At 71.2% G+C, this 23954-nt stretch carries 18 protein-coding genes and 1 pseudogene; 11 read left to right on the forward strand and 8 right to left on the reverse strand.

Annotated features, from left to right (window positions below; all coding sequences use genetic code 11):
• Positions 1-61 precede the first annotated feature (61 nt).
• From MED15_RS21820 to MED15_RS21840, 5 genes are all read left to right on the forward strand, one after another.
• Positions 62-976: a fructosamine kinase family protein gene (locus MED15_RS21820; protein ID WP_112736811.1), complete on the forward strand. Its 915-nt coding sequence runs from the start codon at positions 62-64 to the stop codon at positions 974-976.
• Entirely contained in the window at positions 973-1986 is a 1014-nt protein-coding gene (gene moaA, locus MED15_RS21825; RefSeq protein ID WP_112583890.1) for a GTP 3',8-cyclase MoaA, read from the forward strand. Before MED15_RS21820 ends, moaA begins: the two co-directional genes overlap by 4 nt.
• A gap of 2 nt (positions 1987-1988) precedes the next feature.
• Entirely contained in the window at positions 1989-2243 is a 255-nt protein-coding gene (locus tag MED15_RS21830) for a MoaD/ThiS family protein (RefSeq protein WP_112736813.1), read from the forward strand.
• 13 nt (positions 2244-2256) lie between these two features.
• Positions 2257-3501: a metallophosphoesterase gene (locus MED15_RS21835; protein WP_112601290.1), complete on the forward strand. Its 1245-nt coding sequence runs from the start codon at positions 2257-2259 to the stop codon at positions 3499-3501.
• A 61-nt stretch (positions 3502-3562) separates the two neighbouring features.
• Positions 3563-6742: a UvrD-helicase domain-containing protein gene (locus tag MED15_RS21840; RefSeq protein ID WP_112736815.1), complete on the forward strand. Its 3180-nt coding sequence runs from the start codon at positions 3563-3565 to the stop codon at positions 6740-6742.
• Positions 6743-6881: 139 nt separating this feature from the next.
• Here the strand turns inward: MED15_RS21840 and MED15_RS21845 are convergent, their stop codons facing one another.
• Together MED15_RS21845 and MED15_RS21850 are read right to left on the reverse strand one after the other, a co-directional pair.
• Entirely contained in the window at positions 6882-7535 is a 654-nt protein-coding gene (locus MED15_RS21845) for a prepilin peptidase (RefSeq protein ID WP_112736817.1), read from the reverse strand.
• A 10-nt stretch (positions 7536-7545) separates the two neighbouring features.
• Complete coding sequence (locus MED15_RS21850) at positions 7546-8550, reverse strand: EamA family transporter (RefSeq protein ID WP_181518407.1); 1005 nt, start codon at positions 8548-8550, stop codon at positions 7546-7548.
• A 402-nt stretch (positions 8551-8952) separates the two neighbouring features.
• Here MED15_RS21850 and MED15_RS34305 point away from each other — a divergent pair.
• The 3 genes and pseudogenes from MED15_RS34305 to MED15_RS21870 all read left to right on the forward strand — a co-directional run.
• Positions 8953-9435: pseudogene (locus MED15_RS34305) on the forward strand (LppU/SCO3897 family protein); the annotation flags it as partial.
• Positions 9436-9923: 488 nt separating this feature from the next.
• Positions 9924-10373, forward strand: a complete 450-nt coding sequence (locus tag MED15_RS34700) for an LppU/SCO3897 family protein (RefSeq protein ID WP_112584006.1) — start codon at positions 9924-9926, stop codon at positions 10371-10373.
• A 156-nt stretch (positions 10374-10529) separates the two neighbouring features.
• Positions 10530-11771, forward strand: coding sequence for an ATP-binding protein (locus tag MED15_RS21870; protein WP_091396677.1), 1242 nt, complete (start codon positions 10530-10532; stop codon positions 11769-11771).
• A gap of 24 nt (positions 11772-11795) precedes the next feature.
• Here MED15_RS21870 and MED15_RS21875 read toward each other — a convergent pair whose 3' ends face one another.
• Positions 11796-12344 (reverse strand): GNAT family N-acetyltransferase, encoded by a 549-nt coding sequence (locus MED15_RS21875; RefSeq protein WP_091396674.1) that lies wholly within the window; start codon positions 12342-12344, stop codon positions 11796-11798.
• Positions 12345-12477: 133 nt separating this feature from the next.
• Here MED15_RS21875 and MED15_RS21880 point away from each other — a divergent pair, with 133 nt between their 5' ends.
• Both MED15_RS21880 and MED15_RS21885 read left to right on the forward strand, forming a co-directional pair.
• Positions 12478-13023: a DoxX family protein gene (locus MED15_RS21880; protein ID WP_112583895.1), complete on the forward strand. Its 546-nt coding sequence runs from the start codon at positions 12478-12480 to the stop codon at positions 13021-13023.
• A gap of 215 nt (positions 13024-13238) precedes the next feature.
• Positions 13239-14702 carry a glycosyltransferase 87 family protein gene (locus MED15_RS21885; RefSeq protein WP_112583896.1) on the forward strand — a complete coding sequence of 488 codons (1464 nt, stop codon included), beginning with the start codon at positions 13239-13241 and terminating at the stop codon, positions 14700-14702.
• A gap of 4 nt (positions 14703-14706) precedes the next feature.
• On the opposite strand, the gene MED15_RS21890 is transcribed toward MED15_RS21885, so the two are convergent.
• The 5 genes from MED15_RS21890 to MED15_RS21910 form a co-directional block, all read right to left on the reverse strand.
• Positions 14707-15135, reverse strand: coding sequence for a molybdenum cofactor biosynthesis protein MoaE (locus MED15_RS21890; RefSeq protein WP_091396665.1), 429 nt, complete (start codon positions 15133-15135; stop codon positions 14707-14709).
• Positions 15132-16391: a molybdopterin molybdotransferase MoeA gene (locus MED15_RS21895; protein ID WP_112583897.1), complete on the reverse strand. Its 1260-nt coding sequence runs from the start codon at positions 16389-16391 to the stop codon at positions 15132-15134. The genes MED15_RS21890 and MED15_RS21895 overlap by 4 nt, the downstream gene beginning before the upstream one ends.
• A 77-nt stretch (positions 16392-16468) precedes the next feature.
• Positions 16469-16939, reverse strand: a complete 471-nt coding sequence (locus MED15_RS21900) for a MogA/MoaB family molybdenum cofactor biosynthesis protein (RefSeq protein ID WP_112601339.1) — start codon at positions 16937-16939, stop codon at positions 16469-16471.
• Positions 16936-17427, reverse strand: coding sequence for a cyclic pyranopterin monophosphate synthase MoaC (gene moaC, locus MED15_RS21905; protein ID WP_088987073.1), 492 nt, complete (start codon positions 17425-17427; stop codon positions 16936-16938). Before moaC ends, MED15_RS21900 begins: the two co-directional genes overlap by 4 nt.
• A 261-nt stretch (positions 17428-17688) precedes the next feature.
• Positions 17689-20784, reverse strand: coding sequence for an AfsR/SARP family transcriptional regulator (locus tag MED15_RS21910; RefSeq protein WP_167457703.1), 3096 nt, complete (start codon positions 20782-20784; stop codon positions 17689-17691).
• A 599-nt stretch (positions 20785-21383) separates the two neighbouring features.
• Here MED15_RS21910 and MED15_RS21915 point away from each other — a divergent pair.
• Positions 21384-23912, forward strand: a complete 2529-nt coding sequence (locus tag MED15_RS21915; protein ID WP_373861053.1) for a putative bifunctional diguanylate cyclase/phosphodiesterase — start codon at positions 21384-21386, stop codon at positions 23910-23912.
• Positions 23913-23954: the final 42 nt, after the last annotated feature.

Here is a 23954-nt window from a genome sequence, read left to right on the forward strand (position 1 = left end):
AAAGAGCGCCGATGTCGTCGGGCGACACCTGGCTGTCGTAAGGAGCGGTTACCGTGCGCTGATGGACCTGGCGTACCTGCGCGCGCATCCGACACACCTCCCGACCTTCCGTACCCATCAGCGGCTCCGGGAGACGCCGGTCGCCGGTGGAAACATCTGCGCGGCCGCCCGGCTCACCCTCGACGACGGCCACTCCGTCTTCGCCAAGTCCTGGCCCGAAGGCGCCGACCGGCCGGCGCCGGAGGGCTTCTTCGCCGCCGAGGCCGCCGGCCTGCGTTGGCTGCGGGAGGCGGGCGGGGTCGGCGTACCCGAGGTGATCGTGGTGTTGCCGGAGCTGCTGGCGCTCGACTGGGTGGAGCCCGGCGAACCGACGCCGGAGGCCGCGGAGCGCTTCGGCCGGGAGTTGGCCGGGCTGCACCGGGCGGGCGCAACCGCCTTCGGTGCCACCTGGCCCGGGTTCATCGGCTCGCTCCCACAGGACAACACCCCCACCGGCGGGCGCTGGTCGACCTGGTTCGCCGAGCGGCGCCTCACCCCCTACCTGCGACGCTCGGTCGACGGTGGCGCGCTGACCAGCGCCGATGCCGCTCTGGTCGAGCAGGTGATCGGTCGCCTCGACGGGCTCGGCGGCGACGAGCCGCCCGCGCGCATCCACGGCGACCTGTGGCCGGGCAACGTGCTGTGGGGGGCCGACGACCGGGCCTGGCTCGTCGACCCGGCAGCGCACGGTGGGCACCGGGAGACGGATCTCGCCCAGCTCGCCCTCTTCGGCGGCGTCCCCCACCTGGATCGGGTGCTGGCCGCCTATCAGGAGAGTTGGCCACTACCGGACGGCTGGCGTGACCGGGTGCCAGTGCATCAGCTGCATCTGCTGCTCGTGCACACCGCACTCTTCGGCGTCAGCTTCCGAGATGTGGTCGTCCAGACCGCCCGCGGCGTCCTGAGCCGGGCCGAGCGCGCTACGGTCGACAGGTGAGCGTCGCCCCGGGGACCGACGGCGTCCTCGTCGACCGGTACGGCCGTGTCGCCCGGGACCTGCGCGTGTCCCTCACCGACAAGTGCAACCTGCGCTGCACCTACTGCATGCCGGCGGAAGGTCTCCCCTGGCTGGCCGGCCCCGAGCTGCTGTCCGACGAGGAGATCGTCCGACTGGTCCGGGTGGCTGTCGAGCTGCTCGGCGTGACCGAGGTGCGGTTCACCGGCGGTGAGCCGCTGATCCGACCCGGGCTGGTCGACATCGTGACGGCTGTCGCCGCCCTCGAACCCCGCCCCCGGGTCTCGCTGACCACCAACGGCATCGGCCTGGACCGACTGGCCCCGGCGTTGCGGGCGGCCGGCCTAAACCGGGTGAACGTCTCACTGGACACCCTGGACCCGGACCGGTTCACCAAGCTCACCCGCCGCCCCCGCCTCGACGCGGTGCTGGCCGGGCTCGCCGGGGCGGCGGCCGCCGGGCTCAGCCCCGTGAAGATCAATTCAGTGTTGATGCGGGGTGTCAACGAGGACGAGGCGCCGGCGCTGCTCCGATTCGCCCTCGATCACGACTACCAGCTGCGGATCATCGAGCAGATGCCGTTGGACGCCCAGCACGGTTGGGCCCGCGACACCATGGTCACCGCCGAGGAGATCCTGGCGTCGCTGCGTACCGTCTTCCATCTGAGCCCCGACCCGGCCGAGCGCGGCGCGGCACCGGCGGAGACCTGGCTGGTCGACGGAGGCCCCGCCCGGGTCGGTGTGATCGCCAGCGTCACCCGCCCCTTCTGCGGGGACTGCGACCGCACCCGACTGACCGCCGACGGTCAGGTCCGCGCCTGCCTCTTCGCCACCGAAGAATCGGATCTGCGCGCCGCGCTGCGCACCGGCGCGGACGACGACGAGTTGGCCCGGCGCTGGCGTACCGCGATGTGGGGCAAGCGCGCCGGGCACGGCATCGACGACCCCACCTTCCTCCAGCCGACCCGACCGATGTCCGCGATCGGAGGCTGAGCGTGGAGGGGCCACCGCTGACCATCCGCTACTTCGCCGGCGCCCGCGCCGCCGCCGGCCGCGCCGAGGAGGCCATCCCCGCCGGGCGGTCACTCGACGCTCTCACGGCCGAGCTGACCCAGCGCCACGGAGACCGGCTCGCCGGGGTGCTGCGGGTGGCGAGTTTCCTCGTGAACGGCGTCACCTGTCATGATCGTCAGGCACCCCTACCGGCCGGGGCCACGATCGATGTCCTGCCCCCGTTCGCGGGCGGCTGAGGGAGGCGCACACATGATGGCGGTTCTGGGGTTCGTGGCTGTCCTGGCGCTGGTCACCGGTCTCATCCACCTCTACCTGTGGAAGCGACTCGTACGGGACACCACCACGCCGGGCCGTTGGCGACAGATCGGCGGGATCGCCGCCCTGGTGCTGGCCCTGCTCGTGCCGGTCACCCTCGCCGGGACGCAGGCCGGGCTCTACTGGCTCGCCTGGCCGGGCTATCTGTGGCTCGCGCTGATGTTCTACCTGCTGGTCGTACTGGTCGTGCTGGAAGTCCCGATGCTGGTCACCCGGCTGGTGCTGCGTCGCCGGGTGGTTGCCGCGGAGCCCACCACCGCCGCGCCCGAGCCGGTGCTGGTCGGTGCAGCCGGGCCGACCGAGCCACCGGCAACCGGCGCCGTAGCGGCACCGGACCACGACCCGTCCCGTCGGTTGCTGCTGGCCCGTGGGGCGGCCATCTTCGCCGGCCTCACCGCCACCGGCGTCACCGGGTACGGCATCCGCACGGCGCTTGGCCCGCCGCATCTCGACCGGGTGCGGATCCCGCTGGCCAAACTTCCCCGCAGCATGGACGGTCTGCGCATCGCCACCGTCTCCGACATCCACCTCGGCCCGCTGCGCGGCCGGGCGCACACCGAGCGGATCGTCGCCGCGATCAACCGGCTCGACGCGGACATCGTCGCGGTCGTCGGTGACCTGGTCGACGGCTCCGTGGCCGAGCTCGGCTCGGCCGCCGCGCCGCTGCGCGACCTGCGCTCCCGCTACGGCAGCTTCTTCGTCACCGGCAACCACGAGTACTACTCCGGCGTGGAGGAGTGGGTCCAGGAGGTCGACCGGCTCGGTCTGCGGGTGCTGCAGAACCGGCGGCAGGAGATCCAGGCCCGGGGCGGTGTGCTCGACCTGGCTGGCGTGAACGACCTCACCGGGGCGGGCACCGGCCTCGCCGCCGGGCCGGACTTCGCCGCCGCTCTCGGCGACCGCGACCCGAGCCGACCCGTGGTCCTGCTCGCGCACCAGCCGCTGGCTGCCAAGGAGGCCGCCCGGTACGGCGTCGACCTGCAACTGTCCGGGCACACCCACGGTGGGCAGATGGTGCCGTTCAACCTGGCCGTCGGGCTGGAGCAGCCGGTGGTCAGCGGGCTCGGCGAGGTCGACGGCACCAAGGTCTACGTGACCAACGGCGCCGGTTTCTGGGGGCCGCCGGTCCGGGTCGGCGCGGAGCCGCAGATCAGTCTGGTGGAGCTGCGCTCGGCATAGCGGAGGTCACGTCCGCGCGTGGCGGCGGGTGGCCGGCGCGGCGGGCGTGACAGGATGCGGCGTGCCCCCGTTCAGCGCCGTACCCCCCGGTGGCCTACCGCCATTCGTCGCGGACCTGCACATCCACTCGAAGTACTCGCGCGCGTGCAGCCGTGACCTCACCTTGCCGAACCTCGCGTGGTGGGCCCGGCGTAAGGGCATCGGCCTGCTCGGTACCGGCGACTTCACCCACCCCGCCTGGTACGACCACCTGCGGGAGACGCTGCGCCCGGCCGAACCGGGGCTCTACCGGCTCGGCCCGGAGGCGGAACGGGACGTCGCCCGTCGGCTGCCACCCCGGCTCGCGCAGACCGCGGAGGCGGACCCGGTCCGTTTCATGCTGAGCGTGGAGATCTCCACCATCTACAAGCGGGATGACCGGACCCGCAAGGTGCACCACCTGATCTACCTACCGGATCTGGACGCGGTGGCCCGGTTCAACACCGCGCTGGGCCGGATCGGCAACCTCGGCTCCGACGGCCGGCCGATCCTCGGACTGGACTCCCGCGACCTGCTGGAGATCACCCTGGAGGCCAGCCCGGACGGCTACCTGGTGCCGGCACACATCTGGACTCCCTGGTTCTCCGCGCTGGGCTCGAAGTCCGGCTTCGACGCGATCGCGGACTGCTACGCGGACCTGGCCGAGCACATCTTCGCAGTGGAGACCGGGCTCTCCTCCGACCCCGCCATGAACTGGCGGGTCGGCAGCCTGGACGGCTACCAACTGGTGTCCAACTCGGACGCGCACTCGCCGCCGGCGCTCGGCCGGGAGGCGACAGTGCTGACCGCCGAACGGGACTACTTCGCCGTTCGGGAGGCGCTGCGTACCGGTGACGGCCTGGCCGGCACGATCGAGTTCTTCCCGGAGGAGGGCAAGTACCACGCGGACGGGCACCGGCTGTGTGGGGTCAACTGGTCTCCGGAGCGCACCCGTGCGGCCGACGGGCGCTGCCCCGAGTGCGGCAAACCCCTCACCGTGGGTGTCCTCAGCCGGATCGAGGAGTTGGCGGACCGCCCGGACGGGCACCGGCCGGCACACGCCCGGGACGTCACCCACCTGGTGCCGCTGGCCGAGATCCTCGGCGAGATCAACAAGGTGGGTGCCCGGTCGAAGAAGGTCGAGGGACGGCTCAACGAGCTGCTGGCCACGCTCGGCCCCGAGCTGGAGATCCTGACCACGACGCCGCTGGCCGAGATCGCGCAGGCCGGTGGTGAGCTGCTCGCGGAGGGCATCGGGCGGCTGCGGCGCGGCGACGTCCGCCGGGTGCCCGGTTACGACGGTGAGTACGGCGTGATCACGCTCTTCGACCCGGCCGAGTTGGGCGCGCAGGAGACGCTGTTCGACGTACCGGTGCCGGCGCAGCGACGACCCGCGGAGTCGGCTCCCCGGGTCCCGGCCAAGCGCCCGGCGGCGGCGAAGGCGGAGCCGAAGCGGAAGCCGGCCCCGGCGCCCGCGCCGCCGATCGCGTCGCCGCCGTCTCCGCACGAGCCGTTCGAGCCGATGCTCTCCGGCATGGAGGAGGTCGGCACCGGCCTGCTGGACCGGCTCGACGCCATGCAGCGGGTGGCCGCCTCCGCTCCCGGCGGTCCGCTGCTCATCGTGGCCGGTCCGGGCACCGGCAAGACCAGGACGCTCACCCACCGGATCGCGTACCTCTGCGCTGAGCTGAACGTCTTTCCCGAGCACTGCCTCGCGATCACGTTCACCCGCCGGGCAGCCGAGGAGCTGCGGCACCGGCTCGACGGCCTGCTCGGCCCGGTCGCCGAGGACGTCACAGTGGGTACGTTCCACGCGTTGGGGTTGACCATCCTGCGGGAGAACGCCGACGCTGCGGGTCTCCCGGCCGACTTCCGGATCGCCGACGACGCCGAGCGGGCGGCAGCACGCACCGAGGCCGGCGACGACAGCGCCGCGTACGTGTCGCTGCTACGCAAGCAGGACCTGGTCGACCTGGACGAACTGGTGACCCTGCCGGTGGAACTGCTGCGGGCCGACCGGAAGTTGGTGGAACGGTACCGGGACCGCTGGCGGTGGATCTTCGTCGACGAGTACCAGGACGTCGACGAGGTGCAGTACGAGCTGTTGCGCCTGCTCAGCCCCGCCGACGGCAACCTCTGTGCGATCGGCGACCCGGACCAGGCCATCTACTCGTTCCGGGGCGCCGACGTCGGCTACTTCCTGCGCTTCTCCGAGGACTTCACCGACGCCCGACTGGTCCGGCTCAACCGCAACTACCGTTCGTCGGCCCCGATCCTGGCTGCCGCCGTGCAGGCCATCGCGCCGTCCTCGCTGGTCCGGGGTCGGCGACTGGATCCGGCCCGGCTCGATCCGGAGGCGCCGTTGGTTGGGCGCTACCCGGCGGCGTCCGTGGCGGAGGAGGCCGACTTCGTGGTGCGTACCGTCGACGATCTGGTCGGCGGGTTGTCGCACCGTTCGCTGGACTCGGGCCGGATCGACGGCCGGTCCACCTCGCTGTCGTTCTCCGACATCGCCGTGCTGTACCGCACCGACGCGCAGGCCGCCCCGATCGTGGATGCCCTGACCCGGGCGAACATCCCAGTGCAGAAGCGTTCCCACGACCGGCTGCGGGACCGGCCCGGGGTGGCCGCCATCGCCCGCGAGCTACGGCACGCCGACGGTCTGGCCGGCTCACTGGCCGCCCGGGTGCGGCTGGCCGGTCAGGTGGTCGCCGAGCGGTTCGCCGTGCCCACCCTGGATGGCGCCGGCAGCACGGTCCGTCCCGAGGACGTCCGCTCGGCCGTGGACCTGCTGACCCCGCTGGCGCGACGCTGCGGTGACGACCTGGAGGCCTTCCTGTCGCAGTTGGCCACCGGCGCGGAGGTGGACGCGCTCGACCCGCGTGCCGAGGCGGTCACGCTGCTCACCCTGCACGCCGCGAAGGGCCTGGAGTTCCCGGTGGTCTTCCTGGTCGGTGTCGAGGACGGGCTGTTGCCGTTGCGCTGGCCGGGCTCGACGCCCGACGAGGAAGCCGTCGCCGAGGAGCGCCGGCTCTTCTTCGTCGGCGTGACCCGAGCCCAGGACCGGCTGTACGTCAGTCACGCCGCCCGCCGCACCCGGCACGGCACCGAGCGCGACTGCGCACCTTCGCCGTTCCTCGGCACCATCGACCCCGGCCTCTTCGAACGCTTCGGCGAAGCCGAACCCCGTCGCCCCAAGGACCGCCAACTCCGCCTGATCTGACCCCCGGTCCTCCACGCCCCATGCCCTGTCGATCTTGCACTTTCGGTCGTCGTTGTGCGTGGGATGCACCTTATGTCGGCGCAGAAACTGCAAGATCGACGAAGCCGGGGGCGGGGCGAGGGGGCGGAGGCGAGGGCGGTCAGTCGAGGAGGACGGCGAGCCAGGCGCCCACCAGTAGGGCCGGGCCGAGGGGCAGCAGGGTGTTCCGGTGCACCCGCCGCGCGGCAAGGAGACCGAGCACCAGACCGCCGTGCAGCACGTGCGGCAGGAGCAGCCCGGCCAGCAGGGCGTCCCACCCCAACCAGCCGAGCGGCAGGCCGAGGACCGCGGCGAGTTTCACGTCCCCGAAACCCAGCCGTGAGCCGGGCAGCAGGGCCAGCAGCACGTGTGCCGCGCCCGCGACCGCCGCACCTCCCAGCGCGCCGAGCAGCCGGCCGGGAGTGCCGGACAGCAGCGCCGCGGTGGTCAGCCCTCCGAGGGCCAGCAACCCGGCGACGAGCACCAGTGGGTCGGGCAGCCGCAGGCAGGCCAGGTCTACCCGCGCCAGCACCAGACCGACCGCCGCGACCGCGAGGAAGACCGGCAGCGCCAGGTCGTCACCCACGGCGACGGCAACGCCGACAAAGACGCTGGCCGCCACCATCGGGTCGACCCAGGGCCGTCGGACCGGCTGCGGCAGTGGAAACTCCCATGGCCGGACGTCCGCGGTGGCGAAGCGCCGCGACACCAGGGGTACGACGAGGCCGACCAGCGCGCCGAGCAGCGCGATCGACACCAGCGCGGCGGCCGACATGGGCCGGACGTTACTGGCGGTCGCGCTCCGGCGTGTCCCCCGATCGTGATCCCGTGCCCGCCTGACGCGGCCGTTCGGTGGTCACCACCAGGGCGACCCCGGCGACGATGACAGCACCGCCGAGCAGCACCTGCGGGGTGATCGGCTCGGCCACCAGCAGCGCGCCGAGCGCCACCGCGACCGCCGGGTTCACGTAGGCGTACGTCGACACCAGCGAGATCGGCGCGTTGTGCAGCAGCCAGACGTACGCGGTGAAGGCCACCAGCGAGCCGGCCACCATGAGGTAGCCCAGCGCCAACCAGGACCGGGTGCTCACCGCCGCCGGGTGGAAGTCGGCCAGTTCGCCCCGACCGGCGGCGAGGGCCACCAGCGCCAGCGCGCCAGCCAGCATCTCGTACACCGTGGCCACGAACGGGTCGGCGGGCATCCGGATCCGTCCGGACAGGAACGACCCGACCGACCAGGAGGTGGCCGCCGCCACCACTGTCAACGCCCCGAGCAGCGGCACCGCGGCCGAACTACCGCCCGGCAGCACCAGCAGGATGAGGCCGACGAAGCCGAGGGTGACCCCGGCGAACGTCCAGATCGGCGGCCGGTCCCCGGTGGCCGAGCGCAACAGCACCACCAGCAGCGGCACCGTGGCCACCAGCAGCGCGGCGATCCCGGACGGCACCGCCACTCCCGGCGGCCCCGATTCGGCGAGCACCACCAGGCCGTTGCCAGCGGTGAGCAGGAGCACCCCGACCAACGCGGCCGAGCCGAGTTGCCGTCGGTCCACCCGCAGCGCGCCGGGGCCTCGACGCAGTCGCAGCACCACCGCCAGGACCAGGCCGGCCACCGTGAACCGGAGGGCGGCCGACAGCAGCGGAGGCATCGTCTCCACGGTGATCCGGATGGCCAGATAGGTCGACCCCCAGAGTACGTAGACCACGATCAACGCGGTCCAGATCACTGTCGGCGTGCTGCTGGCACGACGGCCGACGAGGGCCGTGGTGCTCGGTGGAGGTGAGCTCATCAGTGGACCACGCTACGGTGGCCCCGGAGCCCGCGTCGCGCTTTGGTGGCCGGCCTCTCACCACTCGTGCAGGAGGGCGGCATGACGAACTACGGACAACCGGGGAGCGGCCACCCAGGGCCGTGGCGTGGGCAAAGACCCGACGAGACGCCCGGTCGACCGGCGCAGCAGCCCTACCCGCCCGCGTCGGAGCCCTACCCGCCGGCGGTCCCGTCGTACCCGCCCGCACCGCAGGGACGACCCGGGCCGTACGGCGGCCCACCCAACCCGCCCTACGGTGCGGCGCCCGGCGCGCCCTACGGTGGCGGGACGGACACGCCCTACGGCCACGAGCCCCGCACGCCCTACGGCGGCGCGTACCAGCCGACCCCGCCGACCCCGCCGTACGGCGGGCAGCCGTACCGACCCGACGACCCGTACGGCGAGGATCCGGCACCGAACCGGCGCGGTCGGGGGCCGCTGATCGCGGTACTGGCCGTCGTACTGCTGGTGGTGGCCGTCGCCGGGGTGTTCTGGTTCCGCCGCGGGCAGAACGACCCGGCACCGGCGGCCGCGCCGAGCAGTTCGGCCGTTGCCGGTGAGCCCAGCGCGGACGCGGTCGAGCCCGCGCCGAGCGCGGCCGCGCCGGAGTCGTCGGCCGATCCCCGGTTCGCGAAGGTCGGCCAGTGCGTCCGCAACGACGGCACCGCCGGCGGCAAGCCGAAGCTGCTGATCAGCGGCTGTACCGCGAAGTCGTACGAGGTGTTGAGCCGGATCGACGGCCCGACCAGCGGCGAGCGGGACGCCGAGGCCAAGTGCGGCAAGGTCGAGGGCTACACCAACTGGTATTTCTTCGACAGTGAGCTGGACACTCTCGACTTCGTCCTCTGCCTCAAGCAACGCTGAGACCACCCACCCCCGGGGATGACATGACGACCTACGGACCTGCGGGTTCCGATCAGCCGGACGATCCGTACCAGCGCCCGCCCAGTGGGCCTGACAGCTCACCACCGGTGGACCCGACAGTGCCCCAGTGGAGCACCCCGCCGCCCGGTGACGACCCGACCCGGCAGCAGTGGGGTCCGCCGCCGACCGGCGCGGAGCCACCGACGGCACCCATGTGGGCGCCGCCGCCCACCAACCCGGAGCCGCCGACCACACCGATGTGGGCGCCGCCGCCCACCTCGGGCCCGGGTTACCCACCGCCCGGGCCGTTCCCACCGGCCGGGCCGTACCCACCGGCGGGCCCGATGCCCGGTCAGCCGGGCGGGCCGTTCCCACCGGCGGGCCCGATGCCGGGTCAGCCAGCCGGGCCGATGCCGGGTCAGCCGGCCGGGCCGATGCCGGGTCAGCCGGCCGGGCCGTGGGATCAGCAGCCTCCCGGTGGGTACGGGATGCCGCCCGTCGCGCCGGCGAAGAAGACCGGCCGCAACGTCGCTCTCATCATCACGGTGGTGGTGCTGCTCGTGCTCTGTCCGTGCCTCGGCCTGGCCGGATGGGCGGTCTGGAAGGTGGCCGACGCTGGCAGTGACGCGGCGCGTACCCCGTCGACGAGTGCCCCTGACGTTCCACCCGCGCTGCCCAGCGACGCCCCGACGTCGGCCGCCCCGACTCCGGGCGAGGAGTTCGCCAGGGGTGACTGCGTGGTGAACGACGGCAGTGAGACCGACGCGGAACTCCGCAAGGTGCCCTGCGGCCCGAACACCTATCAGGTGCTGCTGCGAATTCCGGCGACCACGGACGGCGACCGGTGCGAGACGCTCGCGCCACAGGCGACCGCGAACTACGTGCACGACAACTCGGTCGATCTGTTCGACTACGTGCTCTGTCTGAAGAAGCGTTAGTCCGATCTGGCCGATCGGTGGTCCGATTGCCAAAACTAGGGCTGTCTAGCGTCCACGCTAGACAGCCCTAGTTTGTGCTCGACGGGCTCAACACGCCGGTAGCCCCATCTATCCATGTCTAGCCTCGCAGCTAGATGGCCCGATAATCTGCGATGCGTGGATCCGGTCCGCAACCCGTACGCGCCGGGCGCCGGTCAGCGTCCGCCCGAACTTGCCGGGCGGGGGCGAGAGCTTGACGTCTTCGACATCGTGCTCGAGCGCATCGCCCGGGGCCGACCCGAGCGCAGCCTGATGCTCACCGGGCTACGTGGCGTCGGCAAGACGGTCCTGCTCAACACCCTCCGGTCCCAGGCGATCAACCGGCTCTGGGGCAGCGGCAAGATCGAGGCTCGACCGGACCAGTCGTTGCGCAGACCGGTCGCCGCCGCACTGCACATGGCGGTCCGGGAGCTCGCCCCCCGCCACCGCGCACCGGACCGGATCGACGCGTTCCTCGGCGTCCTCAAGGCGTTCGCCCAGCGGTCCAACCCGACCGGCCGGGCCGGTGCGGCCACCAAGCTGCGCGACCGGTGGCAGCCCGGTATCGACGTGCCGGCCGCCAGCGGCCGGGCCGACTCCGGCGACATCGAGATCGACCTGGTCGAACTGTTCAGTGACGCCGCCGCCGTGGCCAGCGACGTCGGCACCGGCATCGCCATCTTCATCGACGAGATGCAGGATCTCGGCCCGGAGGACGTGTCGGCGCTCTGCGCCGCCTGCCACGAGCTGTCCCAGCTCGGCGCGCCGCTGATCGTCGTCGGCGCCGGCCTTCCGCACCTGCCGGCCGTGCTCAGCGCCGCCAAGTCGTACTCCGAACGGTTGTTCCGCTATCAACGCATCGACCGGCTCGACCGGATCGCCGCCGACCGGGCGCTCTGCGCACCCGCCGAGCGCGAGGAGGTCGAGTACGAGCAGAAGGCACTCGACCTGCTCTACGAGAAGTCCGGCGGCTATCCCTACTTCGTCCAGGCGTACGGCAAGGCCACCTGGGACCACGCGCCACGCTCGCCGATCACCGCCGCCGACGTGCGGGTCGCCGCGCCCGAGGCGGAGGCCGAGCTGGCGGTCGGGTTCTTCGGTTCCCGGTTCGAACGGGCCACTCCCGCCGAACGCGAGTACATGCGGGCGATGGCCATGATGTCCGCGGTCGAGGGCGAGCCCGGCGCGGTGGTCCGCGACGACATGGACGCCGCGGTGCCCACCGCGGAGATCGCCCGTGCCCTCGGCCGCAAGCCGGCCAGTCTGTCCCCGGCCCGGGACGCGCTGATCAAGAAGGGGCTGATCTACTCCGGTGAGCGGGGCACTGTCGCCTTCACCGTCCCGCACTTCGGCCGGTACCTGCGGACGCAGCCAGCCTGACCCCCGACAATCGCGTCGACCCGGTCAGACCTTCGACCAGGGCGCCGGAAAGAGCACCTCACCGCGAGGCGGGGGCCCCTCCTCGCTGGTGGACGGCGGCAGCACCAGCGCCTGCCAGGGTTCACCGAGGCCGGCCCACGGGCCGGTCAGGCCCAGTTCACTCGCCGGGCCGAACCCGAACCGGCGGTAGAAGACCGGGGCACCGAGGACGACGACGAGCCGCTCGCCCAACTCGGTGGAGGCGTCCAGGGCAGCCTGCACGACCGCCGTGCCGTGCCCGACACGCTGTCGGTGCGGCGCGACAGCCACCGGGCCGAGGGCCAGGACGGGCACGTCCGAGCCTCGCTCCGGCCGCAACCGCACCCGGGTGAGCAGCGCGTAACCGACCACCTCACCGCCGTACTCGGCGACCATGGCCAACTCCGGCAACCAGGCGGTGGTGTCGCGTAGCTCGTCGACCAGGCTGACCTCGGGCGGTGTCGCCACGTCCGGACGGGCGAAGGCGGCGGCCAGTACGCGGCGGACCGGTCCGGCGTCGGCCGGGTCCTCGGGGCGTAGCCGCAGCGTGGTCACCCGCGCGACGTTACCCGCCAGCGCCCGTCCATCCGTGACGGTCGCTCGATTCGGCGTGGCGTACGTGTACGAACACCAATCCGATCCTGCGGTTGACGGGGTAGCAAACGTCGCGACGGGGTATGACTGATCCATGACGCCCGTACGTTCCCTCGCCCGCGCCATGCTGAGCGGCATCTTCGTGGTCAGCGGGTATCGCAACTTGCGCGACCCCGGCCGGCTCGCGGTGGCCGCCAAACCGGTGACCGACAAGGTCGCACCAGTGCTGAAGAAGGCGCACCCGAGCTTCCCCACCGAGACCGAGACCTTGATCCGGCTCAACGCGGCCGTGCAGGTCAGCGCCGGTCTGATGCTGGCCACCGGCCGGTTCAGCCGACCTGCGGCGCTGGTTCTGGCCGGCACGCTGGTCCCGGTGACCATCGCCGGGCATCCCTTCTGGAACAACGACGACCCGATCGCCAAGAACAACAATCAGATTCATGTCCTGAAGAACCTCGGGCTCCTCGGCGGTCTGCTGCTCGCCGCGGCGGACACCGGCGGCAAGCCGGGTCTGCGGTGGCGGACGGGCCATCGCATCGGCCACTCTCGACGTTCCATGCAACGCGCCGTCCGGACCGCCCGCCGCGAGGCCCGAATCGCCGTCCGCTCCGCGTCCACCGCACGTCGACTCCCCGGCTGACCTGCGTCGATCCGTCTCCGTCCCACCCACACCCCTCGCTAAGGCCACGAATTACCTGAACCACCCGGTAGGCGTTAACGCGGTGGAAATGTCAAAAACATGTGTGGGATCGGACACGGTCGCATAACGCGGGAGGCACTGACGTGAGGCGCCGTTCTAGGCTCCGTGCAGGACCTGGACGGGTAGGACGACCTTGGTACGGGGGTGGCCACGCCATGCCGACGGATGTCGGTAGACGGGCGGACCGCCTCGCCCCAATCCAACGTGTGACACGCGGGATCGACCGCGTGACGCGCGGGATCGATCGCAGGAACGTCGTACGGGGCGCCATCGTGGCCGCCGTCGCCTATGCCGCATGGCTTGCCATCGGCACCTTCGGGCGGCCGTACAACTTCTTCGACATGAAGATCTACCACGGTGCCGTGGTGTGGTGGGCGAGCGGTCACGAGCTCTACGAGTTCATCGCGCCCGAAACCACACTCGGGTTCACCTATCCGCCCTTCGCCGGGCTGGTCATGCTGCCGATGGCGCAGCTGCCGATCGGCGCGGCCGGCCTGGTCAACGCCGCCGCCAGCATCGCCGCCCTGGCGCTGGTGCTGGCCGGGCTGCTCCGACCCATCGTGGACCGACTGGGATGGCCACTGTGGTTCACGGTGGCCCTGGCGGTGCCGCTCGCCGTCGCCATCGAGCCGGGTCGGGAGACGCTCGGCTACGGCCAGGTCAACATCCTGCTGTTCGCATTGATCATGGCTGACCTGATCGGCCTTCGCTGGCGGTCCCGCCGGGGCACCCACTACGCCGCCACCGACGGCCCGCTGCTGCGCTTCATCTACGGCGGGGCCTGGGCGGGGGCCGGTATCGGCCTCGCCACCGCGGTCAAGCTCACCCCGGCGCTGTTCATCGCCTACCTGCTGATCACCCGTCAGTGGCGGGTGGCGGCCACCGCCATCGGCACCACGATCGGCGTGACGTTGGGGACCTTCGCGATCGTCGGTGACGAGTCGCGGACCTACTTCGGCAGCGTGCTGTGGCAGACCGAACGGGTCGGCGCGGCGGACATGACGCCCAACCAGTCCCTCGCCGGTCTGCTCGCCCGGCTGTACGACTCGATCGAGACCCCGGGGCTGCTGTGGCTCGCCTTCTCGGTGCTGGTCCTGGCGCTGGGCCTGTCCCGGGCGGCCAGTTCCCGCGCCGACGGTGACGAGTTGACCGCCTTCACGTTGGTCGGTCTCACCGCGAACGTGATCAGCCCGATCTCCTGGACGCACCACCTGGTCTGGGTGATCCCGGCGATCATCGTGCTGGCCGACGCCGCCGTGCGTCGCCGCGAGGCGAGCCGGGGGATGCCGCAGCGCACCGGCCAGGGGGCGGTCTTCGGCGGTCTACCCGGGGTCAACGGGCTCCGCCCGCCGATCTGGTACCCGACGCTGACCGGGCTCCGCCACGGCTTCGCCGCGATCGGGCTCTACCTGCTCTTCCTGATCTCCCCGATCTGGCCGTACGAACACCAACTGCCGGAGATGTCGCACTACCAGGACGGCCTGTTCGGGGCACTGATGGAGAACTCGCTCGCGCTCGCGCTGATCGTGCTGGTCGCCGCGCTGCCCTGGCGGCCAGGCGCAGAGCCGGCGTTCTACGGCGACCGGCTCGCCCGGGCCGTGGTCAACGGCCGTCGCTGAGCGGTCAGGGGCAGTTGACCCATTCCTCGGTGCCGTCGGTGAAGACCTGCCGCTTCCAGATCGGCAGTCGCGCCTTGACCTCGTCGACCAGTCGGGCACAGGCCGCGAAGGCCGCCGCCCGGTGCGCGGTGCTCACCGCGGCGACCAGCGCCACGTCACCGATCACCAGGGGGCCGACCCGGTGCGAGACCGCCACCGCGTAGACATCGGGCTCCGCGGCGATCTCTGCTGCCACCTCGCGCAGCACCTGTGCGGCACTCGGGTGCCCCTCGTACTCCAGGCTGGTGACCTGGCGACCGTGGTCGTGGTCGCGGACCACACCCTGGAACGACACCACGGCGCCGGCCCGGCGGTCGGCGACCGCCGCCTCGTGCGTGGCGAGGTCGAGCGGCTGGTCGGTGACCTCGCCGAAGGTGATCGCTGGTGCGGTCACGATGCACGCTCCCCGGGAAACAACGGCAGTGGCACGATCGGCACCCGGTCGCCAGGCTCACCGCTGGTGCCGGGTCGGATGACCGCGAACCCGTCCGCGCCGGCCAGGCCCCGCAGCATCGCCGAGCCGACGTGACGAACCGGGAACGCGACGCCGGCGGACCGGTCCAGTCGGACCAACGCCAGGTGGGTGTGGTCACCGCGACCGGGCACCGCCTCGGCCAGCGTGACCTGCGGCAGCACCGGCATCGACCGGCCCTGGAGGCCGGCGAGCAGCGGGGCGACAAGCGACACCAGCGCCACGATGGCCGACTGCGGGTTGCCCGGCAGCCCGGCCACGAACCGGGCTCGCCCGTCGGGGCCGGTCAGCCGGGCCAGCAGCATCGGGAAGCCCGGGCGGACCGCCACCGTGTTGACCACGTAGTCGGCGCCGAGCGCCTCCAGGGTCGGGTGCAGGTGGTCGACCGGACCGTTCATCGTGCCGCCGGTGGTGCAGACCAGATCGGCGTGGCCCAGCGCCGAGCGTAGGGCCGCCACGTGCGCGGGCAGCGTGTCAGCCACCGGGCCGACCACGTCGGATGGGCGGACCTGGCAGCCGTACCGTCGCAGCCAGGCCGGCACCGCAGGGCCCAGCGCGTCACGGATGCGACCCGCCGCGGGCGGGCCCGCCGTCAGCAGTTCGTCGCCGAAGACCAGCAGCGCGGCGCGTGGCGCCCGCCGGACCCGCAGCGTGTCGTGCCCGCAGGCGGCGGCCAGGCCGATCACCGCCGGGTCGACCGGCGTGCCGGCCGGCAACAACTCCTCATCGGCGTACGCCTCCTCGCCGGGGTTCCGCCACTCGGGCGTCTTCCGGGGAGTGCCGCTGATCAGCCCGGTGGTGGATGCGGCGGACTCCTCCACGCGGAGCACGGCGGTGGCGCCCTCGGGCACCATCGCGCCGGTCGCTATCTCGACGGTGGTGTCGTCCTCGGTGAGCGGCGCGGGGGTGCTGCCGGCCAGGACCCGGCCGACGACGCGCCACGGCCCACTGCCGCGCACCGCCCAGCCATCCACGCTGGAGGTCGGGAACGCCGGCAGGTCAGTGCGGGTGGTCAACGGCTCGGCCAGGGTCGACCCGTCGGTGTCGACAAGTGGTCGGGCGGCGGCGGGCAGCGCGGCGGCCAGACCGACCGCGTAGACCCGCGAACGGGCTTCTTCCCACCCGGCTGGCGGTGGGGCGGTGACCCGATCCGCTGTGGGTGCGGTTTCCGTGCTCACCGACCGAGCCTATCGGCACGGACCGACACCCGCCCGGGCCTGGCGCGCACCAGTCGGTGGTCGCCACCGCGAAGCGGTCAGTGGTCGCCACCGCGGAGCTGGTCGACGGTGTGCCCGAGGATCGGCCCGAGAACGGCCAGGCCATCCCGGGCACCGCCGGTCGAGCCGGGCAGATTGACCACCAGCATCCGGCCGGCGACCCCGGCCAGGCCCCGGGACAGCACCGACGTCGGCACCCGGTCACGACTGTGCGCGCGGATCGCCTCGGCGATGCCGGGGATCTCGTAATCCAGCAGACCCCGGGTCACGTCCGGTGTCCGATCCGTCGGGGTCACTCCGGTGCCACCGCTGGTCACCACCACCTCGACACCATCGGCGCGGGCGGCCCGTAAAGCGTCCCCGACCGGCTCACCGTCGGGCACCACCACCGGGTCGTCGACCTGGCAGCCCAGCTCACGCAGGCCGGCGACGAGCAGCGGCCCGCTGGTGTCGGCGTAGACACCGGCCGCGGCCCGGTTGGAAGCGACGATCACCCGAGCCCGGATCACGGCCGGTCCTCCGGACGGACCCACTCGCCGGTCTTGCCGCCCTCCTTGCGCAGCACCCGGACCGCCTCCACCGAGGCCGCCGGGTCGACCGCCTTGACCATGTCGACCAGGGCGAGACCGGCGACAGCAACCGCCGTCAGTGCCTCCATCTCCACCCCCGTCCGGTCTGCCGTGCGGGCAGTGGCCGTGATCTCCACGGTGTCGGCGGTCAGCCGTAGGTCGACGGTGACACCGTGCAGGGCGATCGGGTGGCAGAGCGGGATCAGATCAGGAGTGCGCTTGGCCCCCATGATCCCGGCGAGCCGCCCGACGGCCAACGCGTCACCCTTGGGCAGCCCGTCGCGATGCAACAGGTCGATGACCTCGGGCGTGGTCCGCAAACGGCCGGCCGCGACGGCCAACCGACCCGTCACCGCCTTGGCAGAGACGTCGACCATACGGGCCGCGCCGGCGCGATCGACGTGGCTGAGCTGCGCGGGTTCGGTCACGGTCGTGAGCCTATCGGTGCGGTACGACGGCGGTCGGAAGGAGCGGCGTCACACTGACGACGCACCGGGTGCTGACGGCGCAACGGTCCCGACGCCGCTCCTCCCTCACCGACCCGCCGCCGAGGTCGCTGGGGGGACCTGGCAGCGGGCGCGTGTCGACGACCCGGTTCTGCCCAGGGGCAGAACCTCCCCCGTTCGCCGATACGGCCGCCAAGTTACCGGGCCCGCCGATAAGAAATCGATAAGCGCCGTTCAGGCTGGTCAGCGCGCTGCGACCACTGTCGCGCCAGTCAACTCGGCGAGGCGACGTTCGGCCTCGAAGCGCTCCGGCACGCCCATCCGTCGGAAGATCGCCAACGCCCGCTCCCAGTGCCGCCGCGCCTCGGCCGGGTCGATGCGGCCGAAGTGTTCGGCGAGCCCGGCCAACGCTCGACCCTGCTCGTGGGGGTGCGCGATCCGCGTGGCCAACCGCAACGCCTCCTGGTGCACCTCGAACGCCTCGCCGCCCCGACCCTGCGCCAGCAGGGTGCGGCCGAGTTCGTTGAGCGCAGCCGCCTCGACGTGTCGCTCCCCCGAACCGATCGACAACTTCCGGGCCAACTCGTGCTCCTGCTGGGCCTCCACCAGACGACCCAGACCGCGATAGGCGATCCCGAGGTCGTTGCGCACCTCGGCCTCGGCATACCGGTGGCCGGTCCGATCGCGCAGCGCCAACGAGGCCAGGAGAATTCGGATCGCCTGCGGAAGGTCACCCATCCGAAGGCGAACGGCGCCGATGTGGCTGAGAGCGTTGAGCGTGTGGAAATCGTCGGAGTTCGTTCGGGCCCACGCCAGGTGCAGGCGGTGCATCCGTAACGCCTCCTCGTAACGCCCCAGGGCTGAGAGCGCTAGACCGAGATTCGGCAGCAGGATGGACCCACCAATATTTCCGTACACCTTGTAATCGCGCAGACACTCGAAGCCGAGCTTCACAGACTCGGAGAGGTGACCGCTCCACCAGTAGACAGCGGCGAGGTTTGCGCGGTACCGGGCCGGGTTCAGCAGGTCCCGCGAGTTGCGGGAGAGGTCGACCGAGCGGGTCAGGTGGTGGAGCGCCGCCTGCTTGTTCCCCGTGCGGACGTAGGCCGAGGCCAGGTAGTTGTTCATTAGCGCAAGCGCATCGATGTCTCCGGCAGCCTCCGCCGCCTCCAGCCCATGACGGTGGGTCAGGATGATGTCTTCGAAGTAACCGCGGATGTAGCAGAAACGCCAGAGAGCGCGGGCCAGTTGCCAGCAGTGCTGGTGGAACCCCGACTCGCTTGCCGACAACACCATCGCCACCAGGTCCATCCGCTCAGCCTCCAACCAGTCAGCGGTCGGCTCCCCGATGGCCTCGAAGAGTTCGAGCTGTCCGGTCGGAATGTGCGTCACCTGGGATCGGATGACGCCCGGCTCCAGCAGGTCGGCGACCTTCAGGACGGCCTCCACCGTGAAGTCGAACAGCCGAGCCAGTCCACGGCGGCGGTCATTCGCGGAGTCGGTACGCGAACAGAGTTCGATGGAGTACTGCCGCATGAGGTCGTGCAGTCGATATCGCGTCGAGTCCAGGTCCTCCACCAGGTTGCTGTCGACGAGGTCGTCGAGCGCCGCGCGAGCTTCCGCGATCGTCAGACCGGTCAGCGCGGCGATTGCCGGCGTGCTGAAGCGGCTACCGGGATACAGACCCAGGAATCGGAAGACACGCTTGGTCGAACTCGGAAGCGGCTCGTAGGAAGCGGCGAACGCTCCGGTGACGGTGCTTTCTTCCTGAGCGAGATGGCGCAGCACCGGAGCGTCGTCGGCCATCTGTCCGGCGAGGTCCGCCAACCGCCAGCCCCGCCGATGCGCCAGCCTGGCACCGGCCAGCCGGATCGCCAGTGGGAGGTACCCGCATCGGCGCACCACCTCGGCGGCCGCCTCCGGCTCGGCTTCTGCCCGGTCCCGACCGACGCTCAGGCGGAGCAGATCCACGCTCTCCTGCGGGCTCATCACCGGCAGCGTCCGCGATGGCCCGGCATCCGGGTGGGACAGCCGTCGTCGCGACGTCACCAACACAACGGTGGTCGGCTCGGCCGGCAGCAGGGGCATGATCTGCTCGCTACTCGCGGCGTTGTCGAGGATCACCACTGCCCTACGGCGAGCCAACTCCTGTCGCCACAACTCCACTCTGTCGTCGAACTCCACCGGAACCCGGTCGGCCGGCACCCCAAGCTGTCGAAGCAGGGTGAACAAAGCACCCGCCGGCTCGATCCGGTTCTTGTCACCGTGCCCGCACAGGTCGATGAACAGCGCGGCGTCCGGGTATCGATCGGACAGCCGACGGGCGAGGTGCACGGCGAGGGCCGTCTTCCCGCTGCCCGCCATGCCGTCGATGATGTGTACGGCCGGCACCCGCTCCTCGACCCGCCGGGTCTCCGCCAGCAGCCGCGACACCACGTCCGCTCTGCCAACGAAGTCGGTGACCGCTCGGGGAAGGTGATCCACTGGGCTGATCCGAGCCGCGTGCTCCGGTGCCGCGCTGCCCGCCCCGCCCGCTAGCGAGCGTGCCCGGTCAGGTCCGCCAACCCGTACGGCGGCACGCCCCGAACCTGGGCGTGACATCGCCGTGAGGATGGAGCGGCGCAACTCCTCGAGATTGCCCCCGGGGCCGACACCCAACTCCGTGGTCAGCGTTGTTCGAATCTCGTCGTACACCGTCAGCGCCTCCGCGTTGTCCCCGCGCTCGTGCAGGGCCCGCATGAGGAGGACGTAGGCCGGCTCGCGGAGAGGATGTCGAGCCACCACTTCACGCATCAGCGAAATTGCCAGGTCGTCCCGGCTCGACCTCAGATGGATGTCGGCGAGAAGCTCCGCAGTCAACAGCCGTTCCTCCTCGGCTGTGATGGTTCGGGAGGTGAGGACGGGCCCGAGCGGAAGACCGGCGAGCATCGGACCCCGCCACCGAGCCAAGGCGCGCTCCAGTAGCTCGCGGGCACCGTCCAGATGGCCAGCCGTCAGTGCCTCCCGCCCCGCGTTCCGTTCCAACTCGAAACAAAAGACGTCGACCTCATCCGGGTCGACTATGAGTCGATAGCCGTTGCGTTGGCGTTCGATGGCACCGCGGCCGGCCGGGAAAGCCTCGAAAGTCCGGCGCAGATTGGCGGCATAGGTCCGCACATTAGCTACGGCCGATCGCGGTGGGCGATCGACCCATAACTCATCGACGAGGTCGTCTACGGTCACCAGTCGCCCACACTGGGCGGTGAGCATCGCGAAGACCACCTGTTGTTTTGGCGTACCCAGCTGCAAAGTGCGGGCCGGCAGTTGCACAGTGAGGCCGCCAAGAACTCGTATCTCCACCCGGCCCCCCATCCTCACGACAGTCCTGTATCCGGTTGATCACGCAACGAAGCTTACGGACACGAGCTACCCCGCCCACGTCGCCAGGCTTAGCTTCAACTGGAATGATCTGCTCAGATGCTTGCGCACGAACACCCGATTCGTCTCGGATGGCGGTCCACGCGGATGAGCACGCTAGCGGGCTCCACAACACTTAATGAGCCGCAACGGGCCGGTCACGAATGGTCGATCCGTCCCGGCCGCTTGGCGAGAGGGTTGAGCGCTCCGCTCAGGAGTGCCGACAGAAAGTGACATATCCCCTTCAGCTTGGCTAATGTTGCGCATACCGACATAAATTGTTCCTTCCTGCCCATCGACTCTCCTACTCTCAGCCCTACGAACGAATGGCGCCGAGGTGGCGCTCCGTGGTGGCGAGGGAGGTCGAAAGATGCGCAACAGCACCGAGTGGGACTAGTCCACCTTCAGCCCGATGCAAATCCTCGACGCTGAAGGGGTGTCAGATGCGTAGCACCGAATGGGACTGACTCCTTACCACCGTGGCGACACAGCGGTACGCTGCCCGTCAGCGGACATCGACGGTGGGTTACGGGTGAGGTTGAGTGAGCCGGACGACGCGTCGTCACAGGGGAGCCGACCCACGCCTGCTGAGCCTCGTCGGACTGATGGTGATGCTGGCAACCGTCGTCGCCGTGACAGCAGCGATCGCAACGACACGCAACGTGCCAGACAGCGCAGGGCATGTCTCGACAATCTCGGCGCTCGTCCTGATGATCGCTCTAGGGGCGATCGTCAAAACGCGCCTCCGGATCAGGTCGACGACTTTCTCGTTCGCCTGGGTGGAGACGGCCATCGTCCTCGGACTCGCGCTGGCCCCGCCACCCTGGGTGATCCTGTCCACGGGCCTCGGCATCGCCTGCGTATCACTCGTCAACCGGCTGACCGCGATCAAGGCAGCCTTCGCTATCGCCAAGCACACCCTCGTGGCCGGCGGCGCCACCCTAGTGATCATGCTTCTCGGCCAGCGCTGGCCGCCGGACGGCCTTTGGAATCACCTCATAGTGCTCGGGACGGTCTATCTCGTCGCCGCAGTACTCGATGACGTGTTGGCCATTCCGGTCATCGCCCTGGCGTCGGGCACGCGGATCGTCCGGCAGTTCCGTACCCACTTCGACCTGCGGCTGGCCGGATTCGCCGTCCGGTTCGTAGTGGCCGCCCTGACCTTGATCATCATTCAGGCGGATCAGCGTCTACTGCTCGCCGTTCCGCCCCTGGTGCTGAGCCTGCACCTGGCCTACTCCGCGCGCATCCGCGGCCGCACCGAGCAGCAGGCGTGGCAGCGGCTCGCCCGCACCACCGACGCGCTCAACGTGGTCGACCTGGACAACGTCCTCACCACAGCTGTCACCCAGGCCGCCGAGTTGTTCTCCGCCGACGAGGTCGAGATCGAGCTGCGCGACGGCGGCCGCACCGTACGCGGCGGCACCGGCGGCATCACCTTCGACGGCCCGACCGGCACGCCCACCGACGTGGACGGCACGATCGTCCCCGCGCCGCTGGAAGGCCACGACCGGACGGTCGACGTCGGCATGCTTCGACTGCGCTTCCGCGGCCCGGTCCAGCTCTCCGAGCGGGAGCAGTACACCTTGCGCACCTTCGCCTCTGCGCTCTGCACGGCCGTCCGCAACGCCCAGGCGTACGCCGAACTGGCCCGGGTCGCCGACGAGCACGCGTACGCGGCCTCACACGACGCGCTGACCGGCCTGGCCAACCGCCGGCACCTCCTCGACGAGGGCACCGAACAGTTGAGCACCCGCCACGCCGACGGGGTGACCGCGCTGGTGCTGATCGACCTCAACCATTTCAAGGAGGTCAACGACACGCTCGGGCATGCCGCCGGCGATCAGGTGCTGGTGCAGGTGGCCGACCGGTTGCGGGGTGCGGCCCAGCCGAGCGACCTGGTGGCCCGCCTCGGAGGCGACGAGTTCGCCGTACTCATGCGCGGTCTGCCGGCCCCGGCGGTCGCCGCGCACCGGGCCGAGACGCTGCTCGCCGCCCTGCACGAGCCGTTCGAGTTGGACGGCATGCGAATCAGCGTCGAAGCCAGCGGCGGGATCTCCGGCGCCCCGTCCAACGGAGGCATGGCCGAGTTGCTGCGCCGCGCCGACGTGGCCATGTACCAGGCGAAGCGGGCCGGGCAGCGGATCTCCACGTACGCCCCGACCCGCGACACCGCCGACCTCGGTCGTCTCACCCTCGGCGGTGACCTACCGCGCGCGGTCGCCGACCACGAGTTCGTCGTCAACTTCCAACCGATCGTCGACCTGGGCACCGGTGAGGTGACCAGCGCTGAGGCGCTGGCCCGCTGGCACCACCCCACCCACGGCCTGATCGACCCGCTGCGGTTCCTGGAGGCGGTGGAACGGTCCGGGCTGCTACCGGCCTTCGCCGAAGCGATCCTCGACCAGGCGCTGATCGCGGCGGTGAGTTGGCGCGACGCCGGCTTCGACGTACCGGTCGCGGTCAACGTGTCCCCGCGCAGCCTGCTCGACGCACGGTTCCCGGGCTCGGTGCTGGCCCGGCTGCGCGCCCACGACCTACCACCGGACCGGCTGGTCCTGGAGTTGACCGAGACGCTGACCCTCAGCCAACTCGACGTGGTCGACCGGGTGCTCAGCCGACTACGCGACGAGGGAGTCCGGTTGGCGTTGGACGACTTCGGCACCGGCTACTCCTCACTCTCGCTGCTCTCCCGAATCCCGGTTCACGAGCTGAAGATCGACCGGAGCTTCGTGACGACGATGGAGAGCTCGGCGGAGGCCGCCGCCGTCATCCGCTCCACCCTCGACCTGGGTCGCAGCCTCGACCTGGACGTGGTGGCCGAAGGGGTGGAGAGCGAGCCGCAGCGGCGCGCCCTCTGGGAGTTGGGCTGCGTCGCCGGCCAGGGGCACCTGTTCGCCCGGCCGATGCCGTCCGGCACCCTGCTCGCGGCGATGCAACGCGGCTCGGGCGGCCGACCGGGCGCCCTCGCCGCGCCTCTGCACGACACGGGGGCGGTGATCCGGTTGAGCCAGAACCGCCGCCAGGCCGGCCGCTCCAGGCCCGACCGCCTGCCACACCTGCCCGCCTGAGCAGGCATCGCCCCGCTACGCGGGCAGCCCGGTCTGCCAGAC

Origin of the sequence: Micromonospora noduli (assembly GCF_003264475.1) — a bacterium.
In the GTDB taxonomy this organism is placed as follows: Bacteria; Actinomycetota; Actinomycetes; order Mycobacteriales; family Micromonosporaceae; genus Micromonospora; species Micromonospora noduli.